The following is an 18,350-nucleotide window of genomic DNA, read 5'->3' as shown; positions in this document are numbered from 1 at the left end:
GCTAAAGGTGGGTCAATTTTCAATTGCCGTTTAAAAGCAATAAGTGGGTCAGTTTTCGATTACCGTTGACATTTGATCGCTCTAGTAATTGTTCCACCGTTGGTGGTTCATAACCGATTTACTGACGACCCAAGTAATCCGGTAAATTATTTTCTCAAGAAAGTCTCGGCCAGCAGCAATGAACTTGTTTCGTACGCGATTCGCTGGACTCTAGATGTGCAGCCCTTTTTGCATCCTCTTGGTTTGGTATTTGAAAAGCACACGCACCTATACGCAAACTTCGCACCAATGGCAGATAAGCTTGATAAGTATGATAAGTATGATAAGTATGATATTGATGCAAATAAATTGGGGACTGAAGATGAATCGCTAAAGGTGCTCAAAGCTAAGTTAACCGTCCAAAGTAATGTGAAGAATGCTACAGTCCGAATAATGAATATAGGGCCTCATTTCGAGCAAGGCATGAGGCTTGATCCGGGTAGATACGATATAGAAGTGTCTGCTCCTGGCTATCAGTCGCAAAGAGGTTGGTATTCTCTTAAAGCTGGAAGCCAAACACTCAAATTTGAATTACATTAAAGCAAATCTTCTTAAGGATAGTACGAACAAGTCGACCCTGTAACAGATTCTGTGTAACTGCCATTTAGTTAAGGTGTTTGTCGGGTAGCCGGACGCGGTTGCCCGCGTCCAGCCCCCTAAGAACCGTGCATGCGCCTTTCAACGCACACGGCTCAAGCCTCCACTAAGGCATCTTTTGACACCCGGTTACCCAACTTCATTTTTGGCGTGTTGCTGACTTCTACGGCAATTGAGATGGTGCATTTGCAGATTGCTTGCTGCATCTGATCCACCGTCAGTCCGTTTTACAATACCGCGAACACCCCAAGGGGTGTTCTTTGTGATTGGATTCTGACAGGTAGAGCACATGCCATCTTGCCTCCGCCAGACACGGTAAAGCTTCCCGCGACCTTTCGACGAGTTCAGCATTTTCTTGCCCCATCGGGACTCGAAATACTGCTCCCATTGTGGGTCGTGTGGGTTCGCGTCGGCTTTGATCTTGATGTGCCGTTGTATCGGAGTATCCGATTCTGCAAGCAAGATACGCTCCCTTTTTGCTCCATCTCCTTTTTCTTCTGTTGCGGCAAATACCCAAGTTCGGGTGCCTCTGGTCTTGAAGTAGCGCTCCTTGACCCAGCGGGCTCCTTTGTTCGGGTGCCTTCTTACCGCCCATCGCCATAGCATTGACCAGACGTTGGAGTCGATTCGAGTAAAGGTTTTCTTGGCGACTACATGGCTGTGATAATTCGCCCATCCTCGTAGAACAGGATTGAGCTGTTTTATCAGGTCAGTCTGTTTAGCCGGTCTGTTGGCCTTTATGACTTCGCGGATTTTGCTAATATGCGCTTTGGCGTTCGCTTTCGACGGTTTCATCAACAGCTTACCGCTGTACTTGCGAATGTTCCATCCGAGGAAGTCAAACCCATCCTTGATATGCGTTACTCTGGTTTTTTCAGGTGACAGGACTAGTCCACGTTCCGCCAGAAATTCAACCACTGCGGGCTTGACCTCTTGTTCCAGCCACTCCTTCGAATTACCAGTAATAATAAAGTCGTCCGCGTAACGCACCATGTTCATTTTACGGCCCGTTCTCTTCGCTTTCGGGAACTTCTCCGGGAGCATCAATTCGAGGCCATCCAACGTCATGTTTGCCAACACTGGCGATATTATGCCCCCTTGCGGGGTGCCAGAGTCGGTGGGGAAGAGTTTGTTTTGATATACGAATCCCGCCTTGAGCCACTTCTTTAAAACCACCTTGTCCGTTGGGATATTGGCGATCATCCAGTCGTGACTGATTCTGTCGAAACAGCCTTGAATGTCAGCCTCCAGCACCCACTGCGCGCTCGCTTTTCGCGCCAAACAAGTGAAGCATTGTTCACCGGCATCGGCAGTTGAGCGTTCCGGCCTGAACCCATAGGAGTTCAGGTCGGCGGTGGTTTCCGCAATCGGTTCCAGGGCCAGCAGATGCAACGCTTGCATAGCCCTGCACTTCATCACGGGGATGCCGAGTGGCCTCGTCTTGCCATTTTTCTTCGGAATCATCACTCTCCGAAGCGGAAGAGGCGAGTAATTTCGCCGCTTCAACGACGCAATCGCGTTGGTCTTTGTCCTCGGCGTTTTCCATGTCACCTTGTCCACGCCGGGGGTATTCTTGCCTTTGTTTTCAGTCACTCGCTTAACGGCTAATGCCTTGCCGCAAAACGAGTGGGTCAGCAGCCATTGCAAAGCTTTCGCCTTGTTATGCCTGCCGGCCTGGGTGGCCTTCACAATACGCGTTTGCAGCTGTCTTACATGGCGCTGGACATCGGCCCAATTAATGCCGTCCCATGCCACGCCGGAAGGTGCACACGCCCGTGTTGCAGCATTCATTTGCTCTCCTCCCGTTCAGATGGTTCTAAAAACTCTCTTGTGAAGAGAGACCAAGAGGAAGTCTGCCCGCTTTCGCGTGGAGTGATGTTGCAATCCCTATCCGTCCCATTACAGGGCGGCGTTCGCTTTGTCCTCGATCCTGTTCCCGCACCGCCATTGGCAAGCCTTGCGGCCCGCTGTCCCCGAAAGGAGCGATACGGGGTTCCCACGTTCCACTTGCAGAAGTATGTCGGGTTAGGTGCCTGCTATGAGCCGGGAGGCGTGCGGGTCACGAAGGCGCACTTGAAAAACGCTCTTCCCACCTCCGTTACCATTTGGTTCAAGCGCAATAGCCATTTCCGCTTGTTCAACTTAACGACCTTTATCGCAGATTCACATGTGTTCACCATACCAACTATCTAGCACTACACCGGCGTATGGCTGCCAGAAGAGTACGCCTCTCGCGATTTGTACCCCGCACCTTACAGTGCCTCGTTGCATTGTCAGAGTCGCTCTTTATTCAGACTCCTAGATTCACCAAGTGACATTGGTGGTTCCCTCAGTTGAAGCGGGAACAACTTCTACAAGCGACTTCGTGTCGCACTTCAAGACAGTTGTCGCCTAAATTGTTAAGCAGCTTCTTTGTGTTGCTCTGGATTTAACTCCACAGCGCCTATGGGCTGCCATTTTCGCTCTTCTTTTGACGATCGCTTTGGATGCTCGTTGTTGTACCAATAAACAAATACATTTACCCATTTATGCGCTTCCATCTAATGATCTAAAACCTTCACTCTGCAACGCAGCAATGTAAAAAATGCCATGCATGGGACGTATCATGCGATCAACCTTAAACATTTGCCGCGTTATCTTGGTGAGTTTTGTTTCAAGTTCAATAGGCGCTTCAACCTTAAAAATATGCTGAACAACTTATTTTTCCAGTATCAAAACGGTACCGATGCCGGAGCGATTGCTAAGCTAGCGGAAGCTCGGTGGCAATCAGTTAAGCTTTTATAAAACTTTTCATTCACTTCTATGTACTCACTCGGTTTATATCGGAGTTGTATAATAATATGTTAGCTATATAGCGAATTTATTTTTTTTTTGCTAATATGTTAGCTATATAGCTAACATTCATGGAGTTGTGTTGTATGGCCACTAGAGAACAGATAGGAAAATCAATTCAAGAAAAAAGAAAGTCCCTTCATCTTACTCAAGAGGTTGTGTCGAAAAAAGCTTGTGTTCATAAAACAACAATATCTGAAATTGAAAATGGTCGGTTTACTGGATCATTCGACATATTTGAGAGGGTTATTGACGTGATAGGCTTGCAATTCGTTGTCGCAGAGAAAGATCATAAACTACCAAAATGGAACGAAATCGACGCTCTTTTTTCTGAGGATCAATAATGACTTCACTTACAAAGCTACCAAAGAGCATTAATTCCATAGAGGTGTTTGTAGGAGATTCTAACGTAGGCCTATTAACACATGGCACTAGACATCACTTTCAACCTATTCAGACAGTCCAAAATGTGTCTCTTACCATGACACAAGAAGGATTAGATGGTTTTTATTCTGGCTCTCTTCACCCCATTTTTGCACAGAACCTTCCTGAGGGTTTCAACCGCCATTATATCGCTGAAAAACTAGCCAGATACGCAAAAGTGAATGACATGTACCTCTTAGCTCTTCAGGCTAATCATGGCATTGGCATGTTAACGTATCAAAGCGAATTGAACTTGCCCGAGCCTGAATCCGTATCGTTATCTGATATTCTGACTTACACTGGCTCTGATGCCCTATTTCCCCAATTGCTAGAAAAATACTATCTACGGAATGCATTAGCAGGAGTTCAGCCCAAAGTTAGTATTCCAACTCAATTAGAAACAGAGAGGACCATCGAACAAAAAAATCTCATTGTTAAGTCTTACAATCAAGAATTTCCGTTACTCACAGTTAATGAGTTTGTATGTATGGAAGCGGCCCGATTTTGTGGTCTAGAACCACCTAAAACGTACCTCTCAAATAACCAAGAGACGTTTGTTATTGAAAGGTTCGATATAAGTGTAGATGGATCTAAATTAGGTTATGAGGACTTTACAACACTCTTGAAAAAGCCAAACGAGCCTGACGCGAAATATTCTGGTAGCTATGAGACGTTGCTTAATGCAACTCAGGTTTATACTAACTCACAAGAAGAAGTTGAAAAAGTTTACTGCTTTATTGTGTTCAATTGCCTCATAGGCAACGGAGACGCACATCTCAAAAATTTTGCATTACAGTACACACCTGACATGTCCACCGTATTCGTCTCTCCACCATTTGATATTACTCATACGCTCATATATGACACCATAGATAACAAAATGGCGTTAAAAATGGCTGGTTCTAAAGACTTCCCTGATAAAAACATCTTATTGAAATTAGCCGAAGGTCGGACATATAAAATACGAAATGCAAAGTACATCATAGAGCGTTTAGCCCAGGGCATACTTGACTATTTGGAACGATCTAATGAGGTATCATTATTTGAAGGCCTTCGAGTTTCAATCGAGTCAAATGTAGCAAGCGTGATGGCCGTAACCCCAATAAACAAAAAATATCGCCATACCCCGCGACGAAAGTACGACTAAATGCCCCGTCTCGTTTGTTGCCATAGGTTAAATTCGTCGTTACAAATACCTTCCGTCGCCTGAGTACGTTCACTATCACTATTCGTGTATCACTAGTGGTCAATCCATTATATAAACGATAAAGGTAGGCCTAAAATGATCATTGTTGATATTAGTGGATACTTTATAAATTCAAACCATCTATTATCCCTAACTTTCTTCAGAGGTTACAGGAATAAGTTATAAGCTCAATTCCTTCAAAAAGTAGGCTGAAATCTAATCCACAGAAAATAAAAATGTCCAAAAAATAGCTTTGAATCAAAGCTTAATAATTGGGGTTTGAGAGCAGATTTGCTTAATCGATTATTGATTCGTGCAAAATACTTTGATTCATAGGTAAAGGTCATTCACATATTTGGTCTCAAAATGGGACAAAATGCTTCGAAGTGCAGCTTTATTGCCAAATCTTGCTTTGATTCAAAGCTTGTTCACTTGATAAGATGTTGAAATGCTTATATAAAGTCCGGATAGGGTAGATAAGGCAATATTCTTTATAACCTTGACATGGTAGAGGTCAGCAGTTCGAATCTGCTTAGTCCTACCACTGAATTAAGTAATAAAATCAATGGCTTACATTTATTTGTAAACCCTTTTTTATGCCTGTTTATCCTTACTTTATCCATTCCTTATCCTTATCCTTATCCTTATCCTTATCTATCTATTTTTTGGTAGTGTTTAGCATTAATTTGGCTGTATTTGTATGTTTCTAAAATTGCCTTTTTTAATGTCATTTTCGTTCAAGCATATAAAAAAGAGAGCGGCTAGCTTTCTTCTTCGTCGATAAGTTTAGCTAGTCCGCCTCATTTTTGGTCAAAAATCGGAAATCCTTCTTCTTACAAAAAATTCACTTGGCGATTGCTAGAGCTTAAATCTATATTGTATGTATATGCAGTATTTTAGCGTTTGGTAAGCAACTAAAGGCGAAGGTCGACAAGTGGACGGGTATTACGGTGGACGTGGGAATTGCGCCTTGGTTTTAACCCTTTTTTTCGACCTAATGCCAAGCCCTTATAAATAGGGGCTTGGCATTTCTTGTTTAAAAAAGGGTATTTTTGCTAAAAATACACAAAGCTCTTTAATAATCAAATAGTTAATGCTAATTTTGTCTACTTCACCGCCGAACAGGCGGCTTAGAAAGCCGTGGCGGCAAGACCAATGTATTTGGTTGGCTTCACCGCCGAACAGGCGGCTTAGAAACATTACCGCCGCAGACCTTGACGACTTTGTAACTTCACCGCCGAACAGGCGGCTTAGAAATGGTATTGCAAGCACACGTCTTGGGCTAAACACTTCACCGCCGAACAGGCGGCTTAGAAATCTGTCGTATCTGGGGGTTAAGCCATGCGATTCTTCACCGCCGAACAGGCGGCTTAGAAAGGGCGGTCCAGAAATGTTCTCGGCGGAATGGTCTTCACCGCCGAACAGGCGGCTTAGAAATGTAGTTGTCAAATGTCTAGCCACTGGTTTGGCTTCACCGCCGAACAGGCGGCTTAGAAACCTATCGCTATGCAACAGAAGACGCAGTATTACTTCACCGCCGAACAGGCGGCTTAGAAACACGGCCATAGCCGCTTTAATTTCGGCATCGTCTTCACCGCCGAACAGGCGGCTTAGAAATGGTATTGCAAGCACACGTCTTGGGCTAAACACTTCACCGCCGAACAGGCGGCTTAGAAATCAACCATTGCCTGAGGCCAATAATATCAAGGCTTCACCGCCGAACAGGCGGCTTAGAAATAGATCAATTACGTGAGTATGTTGTCGTGCCACTTCACCGCCGAACAGGCGGCTTAGAAAATTCAATGTGAGGGTTGACTGACTATTTGGATCTTCACCGCCGAACAGGCGGCTTAGAAATGTGTTGTTTTGCGCTGTTTGTCGCTGTGGCACTTCACCGCCGAACAGGCGGCTTAGAAAATAAAGACCAAAGATAACAGAGACGCCCAAAACTTCACCGCCGAACAGGCGGCTTAGAAATCCAATAATAATTTTACCCAGCGCCGACAAAGCTTCACCGCCGAACAGGCGGCTTAGAAAAAACTGGTTTCAACATAATCACATCCTCCGAACTTCACCGCCGAACAGGCGGCTTAGAAAATTCCGGCAACAAAGCCCCGTACTTGATCAAGCTTCACCGCCGAACAGGCGGCTTAGAAACATTTGCCTCCGCCAAACTCAGTATCATCTACCTTCACCGCCGAACAGGCGGCTTAGAAAATGTGGCTGGCTCGCACCGCGTTACTTGCGTTCTTCACCGCCGAACAGGCGGCTTAGAAATCTAACGGTTCGCAGTTTATCAATTCGTTGAGCTTCACCGCCGAACAGGCGGCTTAGAAAGCTAATGAGCGGTCTCTGTGTTCTTGTTCTAGCTTCACCGCCGAAAAGGCGGCTTAGAAAAGCGGCCTCAGTTGACTGGGGGCATAGCATCACTTCACCGCCGAACAGGCGGCTTAGAAAAGAGTTAGAAAAGTTACCCAAAGACCTACGCCCTTCACCGCCGAACAGGCGGCTTAGAAAGCTAATGAGCGGTCTCTGTGTTCTTGTTCTAGCTTCACCGCCGAACAGGCGGCTTAGAAATCACATAATTCAGGGATAATTCCTTCCCCGCCCTTCACCGCCGAACAGGCGGCTTAGAAAGTTAATCCGAACGGCGGTGCCATTGCATTAGGCTTCACCGCCGAACAGGCGGCTTAGAAACCTGATACACCGAGGCGCGTTAAATTTATTATACTTCACCGCCGAACAGGCGGCTTAGAAACAGCAATAACTGTCCCGTCGGACTCGATACCTCTTCACCGCCGAACAGGCGGCTTAGAAAAATAACCAAAGGACTAAAAATGGATCGTTTAACTTCACCGCCGAACAGGCGGCTTAGAAAGAGGCGGCGCAATTCACGCCAAACCGTCACAGCTTCACCGCCGAACAGGCGGCTTAGAAAAACCGTAAGGCTCTTGCATCTGTAATACGCGACTTCACCGCCGAACAGGCGGCTTAGAAATCACTAAAAGAAGACTTCAAAGAAAGTCGTCACTTCACCGCCGAACAGGCGGCTTAGAAACACATGGGCTACATCCTCGTCACCAACGACGCCTTCACCGCCGAACAGGCGGCTTAGAAAAACCACTACATAGACGGCCACGAACAAAAAGACTTCACCGCCGAACAGGCGGCTTAGAAAAAACATGGCCGAAACGTCTCAACGCTGGCAACCTTCACCGCCGAACAGGCGGCTTAGAAAATTTCACGTTGCTGCCACTGCCCTTTAATTCTTTTCACCGCCGAACAGGCGGCTTAGAAACGACCCCATCAACATGCTGAAAGCAGCCCACTCTTCACCGCCGAACAGGCGGCTTAGAAATCTGAAAATTTGATTGTTAATTACGAAAATGACTTCACCGCCGAACAGGCGGCTTAGAAATAAAACTAAAAAGCCCACTAGAAATGAATCAGCCTCAAGTTTCACTTGCAAGTGATCCGCGCCTTTGACGACGACCAACTCCAAAGCTCCCCGCATGGGTAGATGAAACCATCGAACGTGTCAAAAACGCCATAGGCCGAAACTTTGGAGAAGGTTAAATAAACGTCTGAGCTAGTCTATTTTGATAGTAGGAATCACCTTGCCACTTTAATAGGATTAAAATGAGTAAATCAATTTTGCAATATATGACGAGCCGGTGAATTTCATAACATTCCCATTATCATTTAAGTAAGGTGTGTTGTCATAAGAGCGGCGGAATGACTGGTTTGGTCCACCTGCTAAAGTGATACTTAGTCCCTTCACAGCTTGTGGTGAGTAAATCCCAACGGCAATAAGTTCATATTCAGAAATATTTGCCCCTTTATATTTGAATCCAAAACCGTATTGAGTCATGAAGCCCATTTTTAACTCATCAGTAACATCATGAAAGTACATTGCTGCAATGCTAGTTTCTCCGTTATTCGTGAAGTCTTTGGTGAAACCATGAGCCATGTAGGTGTTATTGCCAACAGAGTTTCCGGACAAATCATTTTCAAACTTACCGAGGCTGTATGAGCGTTTTGCTTGCACATGATCGATTCCAATCGCTAAATAATTCGATCTTGAGAAAGACTCAAACTTAATTTCACCTAAGTAAGCATGGTCTTCAAATAAACGGTTATAAGGAGACATATCTTTATATTTTGATAATGCCGTCGCAGATACAATTTTTGCGGTGATGGCTTTATTCTCAAAGCCGTATCTAAAAGACAGCATCTGAGAGCGCATGTAGTCTTTACCTTCGCCAATGTAATAGCGAAGTGACTTATTATCTTTGCTATACGTGGTATCGACAGTGTAGATATAGTCGATTTTTTTATTATCTTTTGTTTCTAGGTCTACTTTGTGTGGGGAGTTAGCTTCAGAGTATTGAGTTATATAGCCCGATTTGATATCCCATTTTTTAGATTTAGCTTCTCCTGTGAGACCGTAGTAGGCGCTCTCAGTAAACTCATCGGTCCTATTCAATCCGCCAAAATCGTGTAAGACTCTTTGTCCTTCATAAAGGTTGACATTAAAGTCTGACATTTTAAATTTCTGCTTTAGTACAGCAGTTTGAACTTTCGCAAACCCTTTTGGATGAGAGTTGCCATTACTGTCGATGGTGTAATTTAATACTTTTATATACTGAAATTTGTTACCAGTCTCAATTGGGTCAATAGCATACAGACCTAAATCGAACCCAAAAGTATCATTGATATAGCCAGATTTAAAATCCATTGAGGCAGTTTGAGCCCAGTTTAAAAGACTGTCTTTTCCAGTTTTGTTATATCTACTGCTTAAGATTCCATTGTATTTATTCTGTAACTCGAAATTTAATTGGCTATCAGAAAATAATGAGTTGGTATTCGCATATGTAAAAGGCGAAATAAGGGATGTGATAATTAAAAGTTTCTTCATTTTTATCTCTCTTGTTGTTTTTGTCGAGATTTGTTTTTTATTATTCGAAGATTGCTACTGCCCTTATGAATCCGGCAGAAGCGTGTTTGATTTTGTAAGGGAAGCAAGAGACTAAGAATCCTTTGCTTGGAAGTTGTTCTAGATTGGAAAGTTTTTCCATCTGCCCATAACCAATATCTCTACCCGCTTTATGCCCTTCCCAAATAATTGATGGGTCACCTGTTTGAGCAAATTTCTCACGAGTAAATTTAAATGGAGCATCCCAACTCCAAGCATCGGTTCCAACAATTCTGACCCCTTGGTTTAATAGGAATAGAGTGGCCTCTCTTCCTATCCCTACACCGGCCTCTAAATAACCATCTTGCCCATAAATGCTGCCAGCTCGGGTATTTACTAGAACGATGTCTAGAGGTTTGATCTCGTGGTTTATGCGTTTTAATTCAGCTTTGATCTCATCCGCTGTGATGACATGTCCATCCGGGAAATGTCTGAAATCAAGCTTTATACCGGGTTGTAAACACCAATCTAGCGGGATCTCATCAATGCCGTAAGCAGGTTTTCCTCCATCGGTGGTAGAAGCGTAATGCCATGGAGAATCCATATGAGTACCGTTGTGGGGGCTCAATTGCATTTTCTCTACTGCCCAAGCCTCATTGCCTGGAAGGTCTTCTTTTTTAAGGCCTGGAAACATAGTTTCCATTTCGGGCCAACCCTGTTGGTGATCTATATAATCAATTTTAGGGAGCAATGGTGGTGGATCTGTATAAGGATTGTTGTCGAGTGTCACAGACAAATCGACAATTCTTCTATTTTGAGAAGGTTTCATCTATTAATTCTCCTGCTTTTGAATAGCGACAACTTGATCGATGCCGCCGAAAATGGATTGCCCAGACTCGTCATACATATCCATTTGGACTCGATCACCGTTGGACAAAAAGTGTGTTTTAGCCGTACCTGTCTCAATCATCTCGATCGCCCTTCTTTCTGATATACAGGCGGAGCCAGCGGATCTGTCTGAGTTCGAGATGGTTCCAGAGCCAATGATGGTTCCAGCTGAGAGGCGTCTTGTTTTCGTAGCATGAGCGATAAGGTCATGAAAACCAAAATGCATCTCCTTTGCATTTGGGTTGCCGAACCATTCGCTGTTCCATGAAACATTAAGAGGGAGGTTTACCCGACCGTTAAACCATTCTTGACCGAGTTCGTCAGGTGTGACAGCGATTGGCGCAAAACTGGTTGAGGGTTTAGCGTGGATAAAGCCAAAGCCCGTGGATATCTCTCTTGGCGCGAAAGCTCGTAAACTGATATCGTTTAAGAGAACAATGAGCTTGATATGATCAAGGGCTTTGCTGGATTCACAATTCTGAGGTGTATCATCAACAATGACCGCAATCTCACCTTCGAAATCAATCCCTTGGTTTTCGTCGATGGCATGAATTGGCTCAAAACCGCTAAAGAAATCATCACTGGCTCCCTGGTACATAAGAGGTGTGTTATCTATCCCAGGTATTGGATCTAAATTAAAAGCCTTCTGCATTAGCGCCGAATGGCTTAAAAAAGCGGACCCATCAAGAAATTGAAATGTGCGCGGTAATGGGGCTGAACACTTAGTTGGGTCAAATTGGAAACTGCTAGAAACTTCTCCCAAATTGAGTGAGTTATACAATTGAGCAAGTTCGTGCTGAACTTCATTCCAATTCTCTATTGCGGCCAACATAGTTGGCGCTATGTCTGTGGCCAGTGTAGCGAGCGTTAGATCTTTTGAGACAATAATCAAAATGCCATCTTTTCCATCTGACTTTAAGCTTGCAAGTTTCATGTATGTACCTAATTAATTCTTATAATTTAATGTCGAACTACTAATGTAAATTCGCTCCTCGGAGAGACAAAAATGTATCTTCTGGAGTCTCTGTCCTATACAGGGGCCATGGGTGCAGAGGCCGCTTTGAATCTCAAAACGTGCGCCATGAGCGAAACAAATAATTTGATCTTTTTTCTTATTCAAAAATTGGTTTTTTCTAAACTCCAAAGACACAGGCTCATGTGGACATCGATTTTGAAAGACATGGACTTCCCCTTGAAAATAGGTAGCGAAAACCGTGTCTTTTCCTTCATTCGTTGGGTCAAAACCCAAGCTCCTGCTTTGTTTCAAAGCAGCAAGCTTGCAAAGAAAGACGTATCCCTTCATCGATGCTGAGGAGTGTTAGTTTTTAGCTGAAGGAGGGCCGCCAGGAGCCCATTTTTCTTTTTGAGAAAACAGAAAAAGCTGTGATGCGTCAGCGGACATGGGGGCGTTTCTGGCAACCCATTCATCATCATGTTGATCCATATCTGCGTCATATTCGATGTGACAGCCCAATGGGCTGTTGAAATACCAAAACCAATTTGATCCAAACAGATGGCGCCCTGGCCCCCAAAAGCTTTGGTAACCTTTTTTCTGAAAACGAGTTCCGGCTAAAAGGACTTCTGTTCCACTCCCAAGGTGGAAGGTGAAGTGCTCACATCCTTGTACGAACGGAGGCGTTTCGATCATAAAAAGGCAATGGTGATCGTTGCTACCAGCTGGTCGCATAAATGGTCCTGTGCCTTGAAAGCGATCAGTCGTTTTGAAACCTAAACGTTGGTAAAACGCCTCCGCTTTGATGGCGTCATTTACGAAGTAAACAACATGAGAAAGGGTCCTTGGCTTTGCATCCATACTAGGATTAACGGCAACCTGGTTTAATTGTCTTTGAGGTTCATGACCAGGTGAGTTTGTTAAATCATTTGGAGCAGAGAATTCTTTTCTCGCGGTGATTTGAAAAGCTAAATTAAAGCCTTCATCATCTTGTGAGTGTAGCGTGCCATCTTTATCTACAATGACTTCTCTATCAGATTGAAGCTCTCGTTTAATTTGATCGAGAGTTAATTGGTCTTTAACACCATATACAGTTTCATGAATGCGTGACCCAAGCGCATCAGATTCTTCATTTTCAATAAGAATAACAGCGGTTCCATCAAGCGCTTCATAACGCAATTGGCCATCATTAGCCTTCACAACATTTAAGCCGTAATCTACTAAAAAATCATGACTAGCTTCAATATCGTCGACGCAAAATGAAAGGGCTTCTAAGCCTATAATGTTCATTTAGTTTCTCCAGAATAAGGCGATTGGAATTAGATTGCTTGAGCCAATTGAGCGAATGAATTCATCATGAGTTGACCATGCTCTTGTTTATCACCATGGTTAACTTCGATTTCGCTCAATCTTGCTGAGTTTTCAACAACCATTCGACAGCGTTCCCAGCGACGTTCGTGGAATGCATTCAAGGCGAGTTGAAGGTCATTCTTTTTAGCCAATTCATCAGCTAACACCATGCCACTTTCAATGCCGATACAGGCACCAGAGGCTAAATGAGGAGTGGTGGCAGCAACGGCATCGCCTATGAGAATGATGCGACCTTTGTTCCATGGCGTAGGAACAAGAAGGTTAAACAAGGGGCGATAGTCAATGTTTGCTCGCTCCTCATACAAATGAGGAATAAGTGCCTGAATAAATGGATCTGGGAACTGCTTTAAAAGCCCTGCCATGATGCTCGGCCAATTATTAGGCTCAATGAAATCAAGTGTCGGTCTGATCTCGGTAATAAACATGTACATCTCAGAATCCGAGCACGGGTTTACACCGACTTTGGTGTTATCTGATAACCATAAACGTGTGTTAGATAATTCATGAGGCTTTGGTAGTACTGCTCGCCATACGCCTTGGCCAACATATTTAGGTTCAGCTTGATGAGGGAACAGTTTTTTTCGTAGTTGTGAATGAAGTCCTTCTGCACCTATCACCAAATCATAAAACTTTTCATTACCGCTTTGGAAAACGGCTTTAACGTGTTCGTCTGAGTCAATCAACTCTTCAACGGTTGTTCCTAGAAAAACATTGGTGCCGAGATCAATGACTTTTTTAGACAGGATTTTTCCTAACTCTGGACGAAGAATGCCGCCTTCTCCTCCAATATCTGAGCCGACTGTATTTCCCCCAGAAATATGGGAAATCAGCCTGCCAGTTGGAGTCAAAAGGTCTGCTCCAGTAGAGTTATGTCCTACCTCTTTAAAATCTTCATAAACGCCCAGTTGCTCCAGAGCTCGCAGTGTTGCTGCACCTAGGGAAATACCAGCACCTTCAGGGCGCCATGAAGCGTCTTGTTCTACTAAATCAACTTCAATGTTTCTTTTGCGAAGTTCGATTGCGGTTGCCATTCCAGAGAATCCACCCCCAATCACGAGAACGCGTTTAACTGCGGACATTTTCCACCTCAATTCTTATATTTATGATCTGTGATAAAAAGTATTTGATTGATTAGCTATGAGTTCGGCCGCCAAGGTTTTCAGCCACCCAATCTGCTATGAAAGCGCCAGCATTGGCTGAATTATCAAAACTTGAATGCTGAACCCCACCTTCGCGTTCAGTGAATATTTTTAGTTCGCGCTTTGGCGAATTGATTAATTGATCAAATGTACGTTGGGCCCAATGAAGAGGAATTTGTGAATCCTGACTTCCGTGGGTAACAAGAAATGGCACTTTGATATTTTCGACGACGCCATCAAGGTGAACGTTTTCCACAATTTGGAAAAATTCATCACGATCTTTTGCTCCCCAAACCCATTGAACATGCTCCCAGTAATGTGGGACAGGGAAACTGCCTTCACGCTCAAGACGTTTTTTCTGTACATCTCGCCAATCATGATTCGCTCCCCATACCACGCCACAGGCAAAACGAGGCTCGAATGCAACGGCTCTAGGGCAGTAATACCCCCCAAGAGAAACACCTTCACATCCAATTTTCTTTGGATCGACATCGCTTCTGGTTTCAAGGTAGTCAACGATCTTACTGGCCCAGATCTCAGTGTTGTATACAGCGTGTAGGCCTTGAAGTCTTAGTGCTTCCCCTGTGCCAGGTTGATCAACAATGAGAGAGGCAATGCCTCTTTTGGCTAACCACTTAGGTAGGCCAACTCGGTACTTCATCTCTTTGGTCGAGTCCAATCCATTTAATTGAACCAATACTGGCATTGGGCCATCCACGTTTTCTGCAGGTACAAATAAAGCGGTTAGGAATGAGTCTTGGAAAGGAATTTTTACTTTTTCGCAAGGCTCATTCGTGAGCTCGACTCCCTTTGAAAAAGTCTCTAAGAATTGTTTATAGAGTTCTGTTCTATCTTCAGAATGTACACCTTGTAGCCGCTCAGCTGTTAGATAGTAAATGGCTGCACGGTTGTACTTATCTCCAGCAGAAAACATACGCTTGAGTGATTCATCTTCCTGAGCCAAGTCGCAAAGCTTGTCGGCCATCTCGACCCATGTTTTGCGAAATGCAAGAGAGGCTGCTTTGTCTGGTTGCTCGGCGGATTCTTTCAGAGGACCGCACATTTCTTGGACCTCACCAATTTTTGCTCCCATTTCAAGAGCTAAATTGACAGACAAATCCCAAACATAATTGGTGGGGAAAAAGCGAAACATATAAACCTCAATATCTTATTTTTATATAAATTTATGCTGTGATCGGGCAAAACTTCTTTTATCCGTTTTGGTGGTTTCGCTTCTATTTAAGAGACTCAGGAGAAATGATTTACTTCCATCTCTGCTGAATTCACCTAATTGCTCTAATGGCTGTAGAGTGAAAATTTAAGAGCAAAAAGTTAAATAGAACGCGATTCCATTTTTCGAATATAGATCTATAAAAATAGAATTAGAATATGGTTCTATTTTAATTTTCACTAAATCAAGGTTTTGAATACCATTTGTAATGAAAAGAATTCATCTAACATTCTGATATAAATAGAAAAATAATATTATTCTGGCTGAATATTTTTCTATTAAAAAATTATGCTAGTGATCCTAAGTAGAAAAAACGAGTGAATATATTTACTTTGATGATCATTTCAGAAGATACTATTAGAGAATGGCTGTAGAGGGTCATCTGCGAGTATTGGGCAACTTTGTCTAATGCTCTAAGGAGTTTATGTATGCAAACGATTAAAGGGCCTGCCATTTTCTTGGCCCAGTTTGTGAGCGATGAAGCCCCATTTAACCAATTTGATACTATCTGTGAATGGGCATCCTCTCTTGGATTCAAAGGCGTTCAGGTTCCAACATGGGACAAGCGTCTGATTGATCTTGAACAGGCCGCTGAAAGTCAACGTTATTGTGATGAACTGCTTGCAAGCGCTGCAAAGTTCAATATTGAAATCACGGAATTATCAACTCATTTGCAAGGGCAGCTTGTCGCTGTTAATCCGATCTATGATGAAGCCTTTGATGGTTTCGCTCCTGAACACGTCCGTAATAATCCTGACTTAAGGCAGCATTGGGCTGTTGAGCAATTACTTTTAGCTGCAAAAGCTTCCAAGCGGCTAGGTTTGAAATCGCATGCAACGTTTTCAGGCGCCTTAGCTTGGCCATTTTTTTACCCTTGGCCGCAACGTCCTGCAGGGTTGATTGAAGAAGCTTTTGCCGAATTGGGTAATAGATGGTTACCAATTCTAGATGCATTTGAAGAGTCAGATGTGGATGTGTGTTTTGAAATTCACCCTGGGGAAGACTTGCATGATGGTGCTACATTTGATCGCTTTCTTCAGTCAGTAAACTATCACTCAAGGGCAAACATTCTGTTTGATCCTAGTCATTTTGTTCTTCAGTGTATGGATTATTTGTCTTTCATTGATCACTACCATGATCGTATCAAGATGTTTCATGTCAAAGATGCTGAGTTTTTGATGAATGGAAAATCAGGTGTTTATGGCGGCTACCAGAATTGGATTGATCGGGCTGGACGTTTTCGATCCATTGGTGATGGCCAAGTCGATTTTCGAGCTATTTTCTCAAAGCTATCTGCTTTCAATTTTTCCGGTTGGGCTGTTTTGGAATGGGAATGTTGTTTGAAAAATTCCTCGGATGGTGCTCGCGAAGGGGCTCAACACATTAATAGCTTCATAATTGAAGTCACAAAAAAGGCATTTGATGATTTTGCAAGTAGTGGTGTGGATAAAGCCGCTAATAGAAGAATGTTAGGGCTTAACCATAAGGGGAGCGAATAATGGGATCAGCTATTAAACCAAAACTGAGACTCGGGATGGTCGGTGGAGGAGAAGGCGCCTTCATTGGTAATGTTCATCGTTTTGCTGCTCGATTAGATGATAGGTATGAGCTCGTTGCTGGGGCACTATCAAGTCAAGAAGAGAGAGCGAGGCACTCGGCAGATGTTTTAGGGATCGAACGTTCCTATAAAAACTACAAAGAAATGGCCTTACAAGAAAGTCTTCGCTCAGATGGCATACAGGTTGTATCTATAGTAACTCCAAATCATCTGCATGCAGAGGTGGCTTTGGCGTTCTTGGAAAAAGGTATTCATGTGATATGTGATAAGCCTTTAACTGCAACATTAGATCAGGCTGGGGAGTTGCTTGAGAAAAGCCAACTTAGTAACGCTAAATTTATGCTGACACATAATTACTCTGCTTACCCTATGGTGCGAGAGGCTAGGGAAATGGTGGCTCAGGGAAAATTAGGAAAAATCCGATCAATTCAAGTTGAGTACGCACAAGACTGGTTGACTGAGCCCTTGGAGCAATGGGGTAACAAACAGGCAAACTGGCGATCAGATCCCAGCAAAGCGGGGATTGCCGGTTGCATGGGAGATATAGGATCTCATGCCTATCAACTTGCATGCTTCATTATTGGTTCAGTCGCAAATAAGGTTTTAGCGGATTTATCGAGTTGGGGAGAGGGACGGGAGCTTGATGATGAAGCCAATATATTGATTCATTTCAAAAACGGCTCGAAAGGGCATTTATGGGCTAGTCAGGTGGCGCCAGGAAATGAGAACTCTCTTAAGATTCGTGTCTTCGGGGATAGGGCAGGAATAGAATGGGAGCAAGAAACACCAAATAGCCTTTATTTTACGGAACTAGGACATCCACGAAAAACACTTACACGTGGTCAAGCTTACCTAAGCTCTATCTCCCTTGAATCGGCTCGGATTCCTCCTGGCCATCCAGAGGGTTATCTCGAAGCCTTTGGAAATTTGTATCGTGAATTTGCTGACATGCTTCTCGGTGAAACGTCATTTCACTGTCTACCTACCATAGAAGATGGTGTTCATGGAATGTGGTTCATAAACGCGTGCGTTGAATCACACCAAAATGGATCTGTGTGGCGTTTAGTCTAGTTTTTTTGAAAATTAAAATAGAACTATATTCTAATTTTATTTTATGTGAATTATATTTTAAAAAATAGAATTTGATTCTAATTTTGGTGTGGGTGAACTCTTACTGCTTCATCTTCTTTATACAAGAATAAATATAAATACATCAGAC

General features: G+C 43.5%; 13 protein-coding genes, 2 pseudogenes and 1 CRISPR repeat array. Of the genes and pseudogenes, 6 read left to right on the top strand and 9 right to left on the bottom strand.

Annotated features, from left to right (window positions below; all coding sequences use genetic code 11):
- Nucleotides 1-72: 72 nt before the first annotated feature.
- Nucleotides 73-579: a carboxypeptidase-like regulatory domain-containing protein gene (locus tag AC0VYG_RS16675; protein ID WP_475429062.1), complete on the top strand. Its 507-nt coding sequence runs from the start codon at nt 73-75 to the stop codon at nt 577-579.
- Nucleotides 580-765: 186 nt separating this feature from the next.
- Here the strand turns inward: AC0VYG_RS16675 and ltrA are convergent, their stop codons facing one another.
- Complete coding sequence (gene ltrA / locus AC0VYG_RS16670; protein ID WP_475429061.1) at nt 766-2,427, bottom strand: group II intron reverse transcriptase/maturase; 1,662 nt, start codon at nt 2,425-2,427, stop codon at nt 766-768.
- Between the two features lie 608 nt (nt 2,428-3,035).
- A pseudogene (locus AC0VYG_RS16665) lies at nt 3,036-3,198 on the bottom strand (IS3 family transposase); the annotation flags it as partial.
- Between the two features lie 9 nt (nt 3,199-3,207).
- On the opposite strand from AC0VYG_RS16665, the pseudogene AC0VYG_RS16660 reads away from it, so the two are divergent.
- From AC0VYG_RS16660 to AC0VYG_RS16650, 3 genes and pseudogenes are all read left to right on the top strand, one after another.
- Nucleotides 3,208-3,420, top strand: a pseudogene (locus AC0VYG_RS16660) (transposase); the annotation flags it as partial.
- A 134-nt stretch (nt 3,421-3,554) separates the two neighbouring features.
- Nucleotides 3,555-3,812, top strand: a complete 258-nt coding sequence (locus AC0VYG_RS16655) for a helix-turn-helix domain-containing protein (protein WP_067341362.1) — start codon at nt 3,555-3,557, stop codon at nt 3,810-3,812.
- Nucleotides 3,812-5,038 carry a type II toxin-antitoxin system HipA family toxin gene (locus AC0VYG_RS16650; RefSeq protein ID WP_067341358.1) on the top strand — a complete coding sequence of 409 codons (1,227 nt, stop codon included), beginning with the start codon at nt 3,812-3,814 and terminating at the stop codon, nt 5,036-5,038. The genes AC0VYG_RS16655 and AC0VYG_RS16650 overlap by 1 nt, the downstream gene beginning before the upstream one ends.
- A 1,148-nt stretch (nt 5,039-6,186) precedes the next feature.
- Nucleotides 6,187-8,495: direct repeats of the CRISPR family, unit length 28 nt; unit sequence CTTCACCGCCGAACAGGCGGCTTAGAAA.
- 216 nt (nt 8,496-8,711) lie between these two features.
- Here the strand turns inward: AC0VYG_RS16650 and AC0VYG_RS16645 are convergent.
- Genes AC0VYG_RS16645 through AC0VYG_RS16615 form a run of 7 tightly spaced genes read right to left on the bottom strand, consistent with a single transcriptional unit; the run spans nt 8,712 to nt 15,495 of the window.
- On the bottom strand, nt 8,712-9,995 hold the full coding sequence (locus AC0VYG_RS16645) for a hypothetical protein (protein ID WP_475429060.1): 1,284 nt from the start codon (nt 9,993-9,995) through the stop codon (nt 8,712-8,714).
- 40 nt (nt 9,996-10,035) lie between these two features.
- Nucleotides 10,036-10,821, bottom strand: coding sequence for a cyclase family protein (locus tag AC0VYG_RS16640; RefSeq protein ID WP_475429059.1), 786 nt, complete (start codon nt 10,819-10,821; stop codon nt 10,036-10,038).
- A 3-nt stretch (nt 10,822-10,824) separates the two neighbouring features.
- Nucleotides 10,825-11,814: a fumarylacetoacetate hydrolase family protein gene (locus tag AC0VYG_RS16635; RefSeq protein ID WP_475429058.1), complete on the bottom strand. Its 990-nt coding sequence runs from the start codon at nt 11,812-11,814 to the stop codon at nt 10,825-10,827.
- A 12-nt stretch (nt 11,815-11,826) separates the two neighbouring features.
- Nucleotides 11,827-12,183, bottom strand: a complete 357-nt coding sequence (locus AC0VYG_RS16630; RefSeq protein WP_475429057.1) for a Rieske (2Fe-2S) protein — start codon at nt 12,181-12,183, stop codon at nt 11,827-11,829.
- 15 nt (nt 12,184-12,198) lie between these two features.
- On the bottom strand, nt 12,199-13,122 hold the full coding sequence (locus AC0VYG_RS16625) for a VOC family protein (RefSeq protein WP_475429056.1): 924 nt from the start codon (nt 13,120-13,122) through the stop codon (nt 12,199-12,201).
- 29 nt (nt 13,123-13,151) lie between these two features.
- A complete protein-coding gene (locus tag AC0VYG_RS16620) occupies nt 13,152-14,282 on the bottom strand; it encodes an FAD-dependent oxidoreductase (RefSeq protein WP_475429055.1) in 1,131 nt (376 codons plus the stop codon).
- A gap of 52 nt (nt 14,283-14,334) precedes the next feature.
- Nucleotides 14,335-15,495: an alpha/beta hydrolase family protein gene (locus tag AC0VYG_RS16615; protein WP_475429054.1), complete on the bottom strand. Its 1,161-nt coding sequence runs from the start codon at nt 15,493-15,495 to the stop codon at nt 14,335-14,337.
- A 506-nt stretch (nt 15,496-16,001) separates the two neighbouring features.
- On the opposite strand from AC0VYG_RS16615, the gene AC0VYG_RS16610 reads away from it, so the two are divergent.
- Together AC0VYG_RS16610 and AC0VYG_RS16605 are read left to right on the top strand one after the other, a co-directional pair.
- Nucleotides 16,002-17,072, top strand: a complete 1,071-nt coding sequence (locus AC0VYG_RS16610) for a sugar phosphate isomerase/epimerase family protein (RefSeq protein WP_475429053.1) — start codon at nt 16,002-16,004, stop codon at nt 17,070-17,072.
- Nucleotides 17,072-18,202 (top strand): Gfo/Idh/MocA family protein, encoded by a 1,131-nt coding sequence (locus AC0VYG_RS16605; RefSeq protein ID WP_475429052.1) that lies wholly within the window; start codon nt 17,072-17,074, stop codon nt 18,200-18,202. The genes AC0VYG_RS16610 and AC0VYG_RS16605 overlap by 1 nt, the downstream gene beginning before the upstream one ends.
- Nucleotides 18,203-18,350 lie beyond the last annotated feature (148 nt).

Source organism: Marinomonas sp. 63XJN7_7_ISO-PGPR-S23-202 (assembly GCF_056173505.1).
The sequence above is the reverse complement of the archived record's forward strand: the minus strand, read 5'-3'. Positions and strand labels throughout refer to the sequence as shown.

Bases quoted from the DNA above. Each gene is read 5' to 3' on its own strand.
- ltrA (WP_475429061.1), bottom strand. From the start codon at position 2,427: ATGAATGCTGCAACACGGGCGTGTGCACCTTCCGGCGTGGCATGGGAC.
- AC0VYG_RS16655 (WP_067341362.1), top strand. From the start codon at position 3,555: ATGGCCACTAGAGAACAGATAGGAAAATCAATTCAAGAAAAAAGAAAG.
- AC0VYG_RS16650 (WP_067341358.1), top strand. From the start codon at position 3,812: ATGACTTCACTTACAAAGCTACCAAAGAGCATTAATTCCATAGAGGTG.
- AC0VYG_RS16645 (WP_475429060.1), bottom strand. From the start codon at position 9,995: ATGAAGAAACTTTTAATTATCACATCCCTTATTTCGCCTTTTACATAT.
- AC0VYG_RS16640 (WP_475429059.1), bottom strand. From the start codon at position 10,821: ATGAAACCTTCTCAAAATAGAAGAATTGTCGATTTGTCTGTGACACTC.
- AC0VYG_RS16635 (WP_475429058.1), bottom strand. From the start codon at position 11,814: ATGAAACTTGCAAGCTTAAAGTCAGATGGAAAAGATGGCATTTTGATT.
- AC0VYG_RS16630 (WP_475429057.1), bottom strand. From the start codon at position 12,183: ATGAAGGGATACGTCTTTCTTTGCAAGCTTGCTGCTTTGAAACAAAGC.
- AC0VYG_RS16625 (WP_475429056.1), bottom strand. From the start codon at position 13,122: ATGAACATTATAGGCTTAGAAGCCCTTTCATTTTGCGTCGACGATATT.
- AC0VYG_RS16620 (WP_475429055.1), bottom strand. From the start codon at position 14,282: ATGTCCGCAGTTAAACGCGTTCTCGTGATTGGGGGTGGATTCTCTGGA.
- AC0VYG_RS16615 (WP_475429054.1), bottom strand. From the start codon at position 15,495: ATGTTTCGCTTTTTCCCCACCAATTATGTTTGGGATTTGTCTGTCAAT.
- AC0VYG_RS16610 (WP_475429053.1), top strand. From the start codon at position 16,002: ATGCAAACGATTAAAGGGCCTGCCATTTTCTTGGCCCAGTTTGTGAGC.
- AC0VYG_RS16605 (WP_475429052.1), top strand. From the start codon at position 17,072: ATGGGATCAGCTATTAAACCAAAACTGAGACTCGGGATGGTCGGTGGA.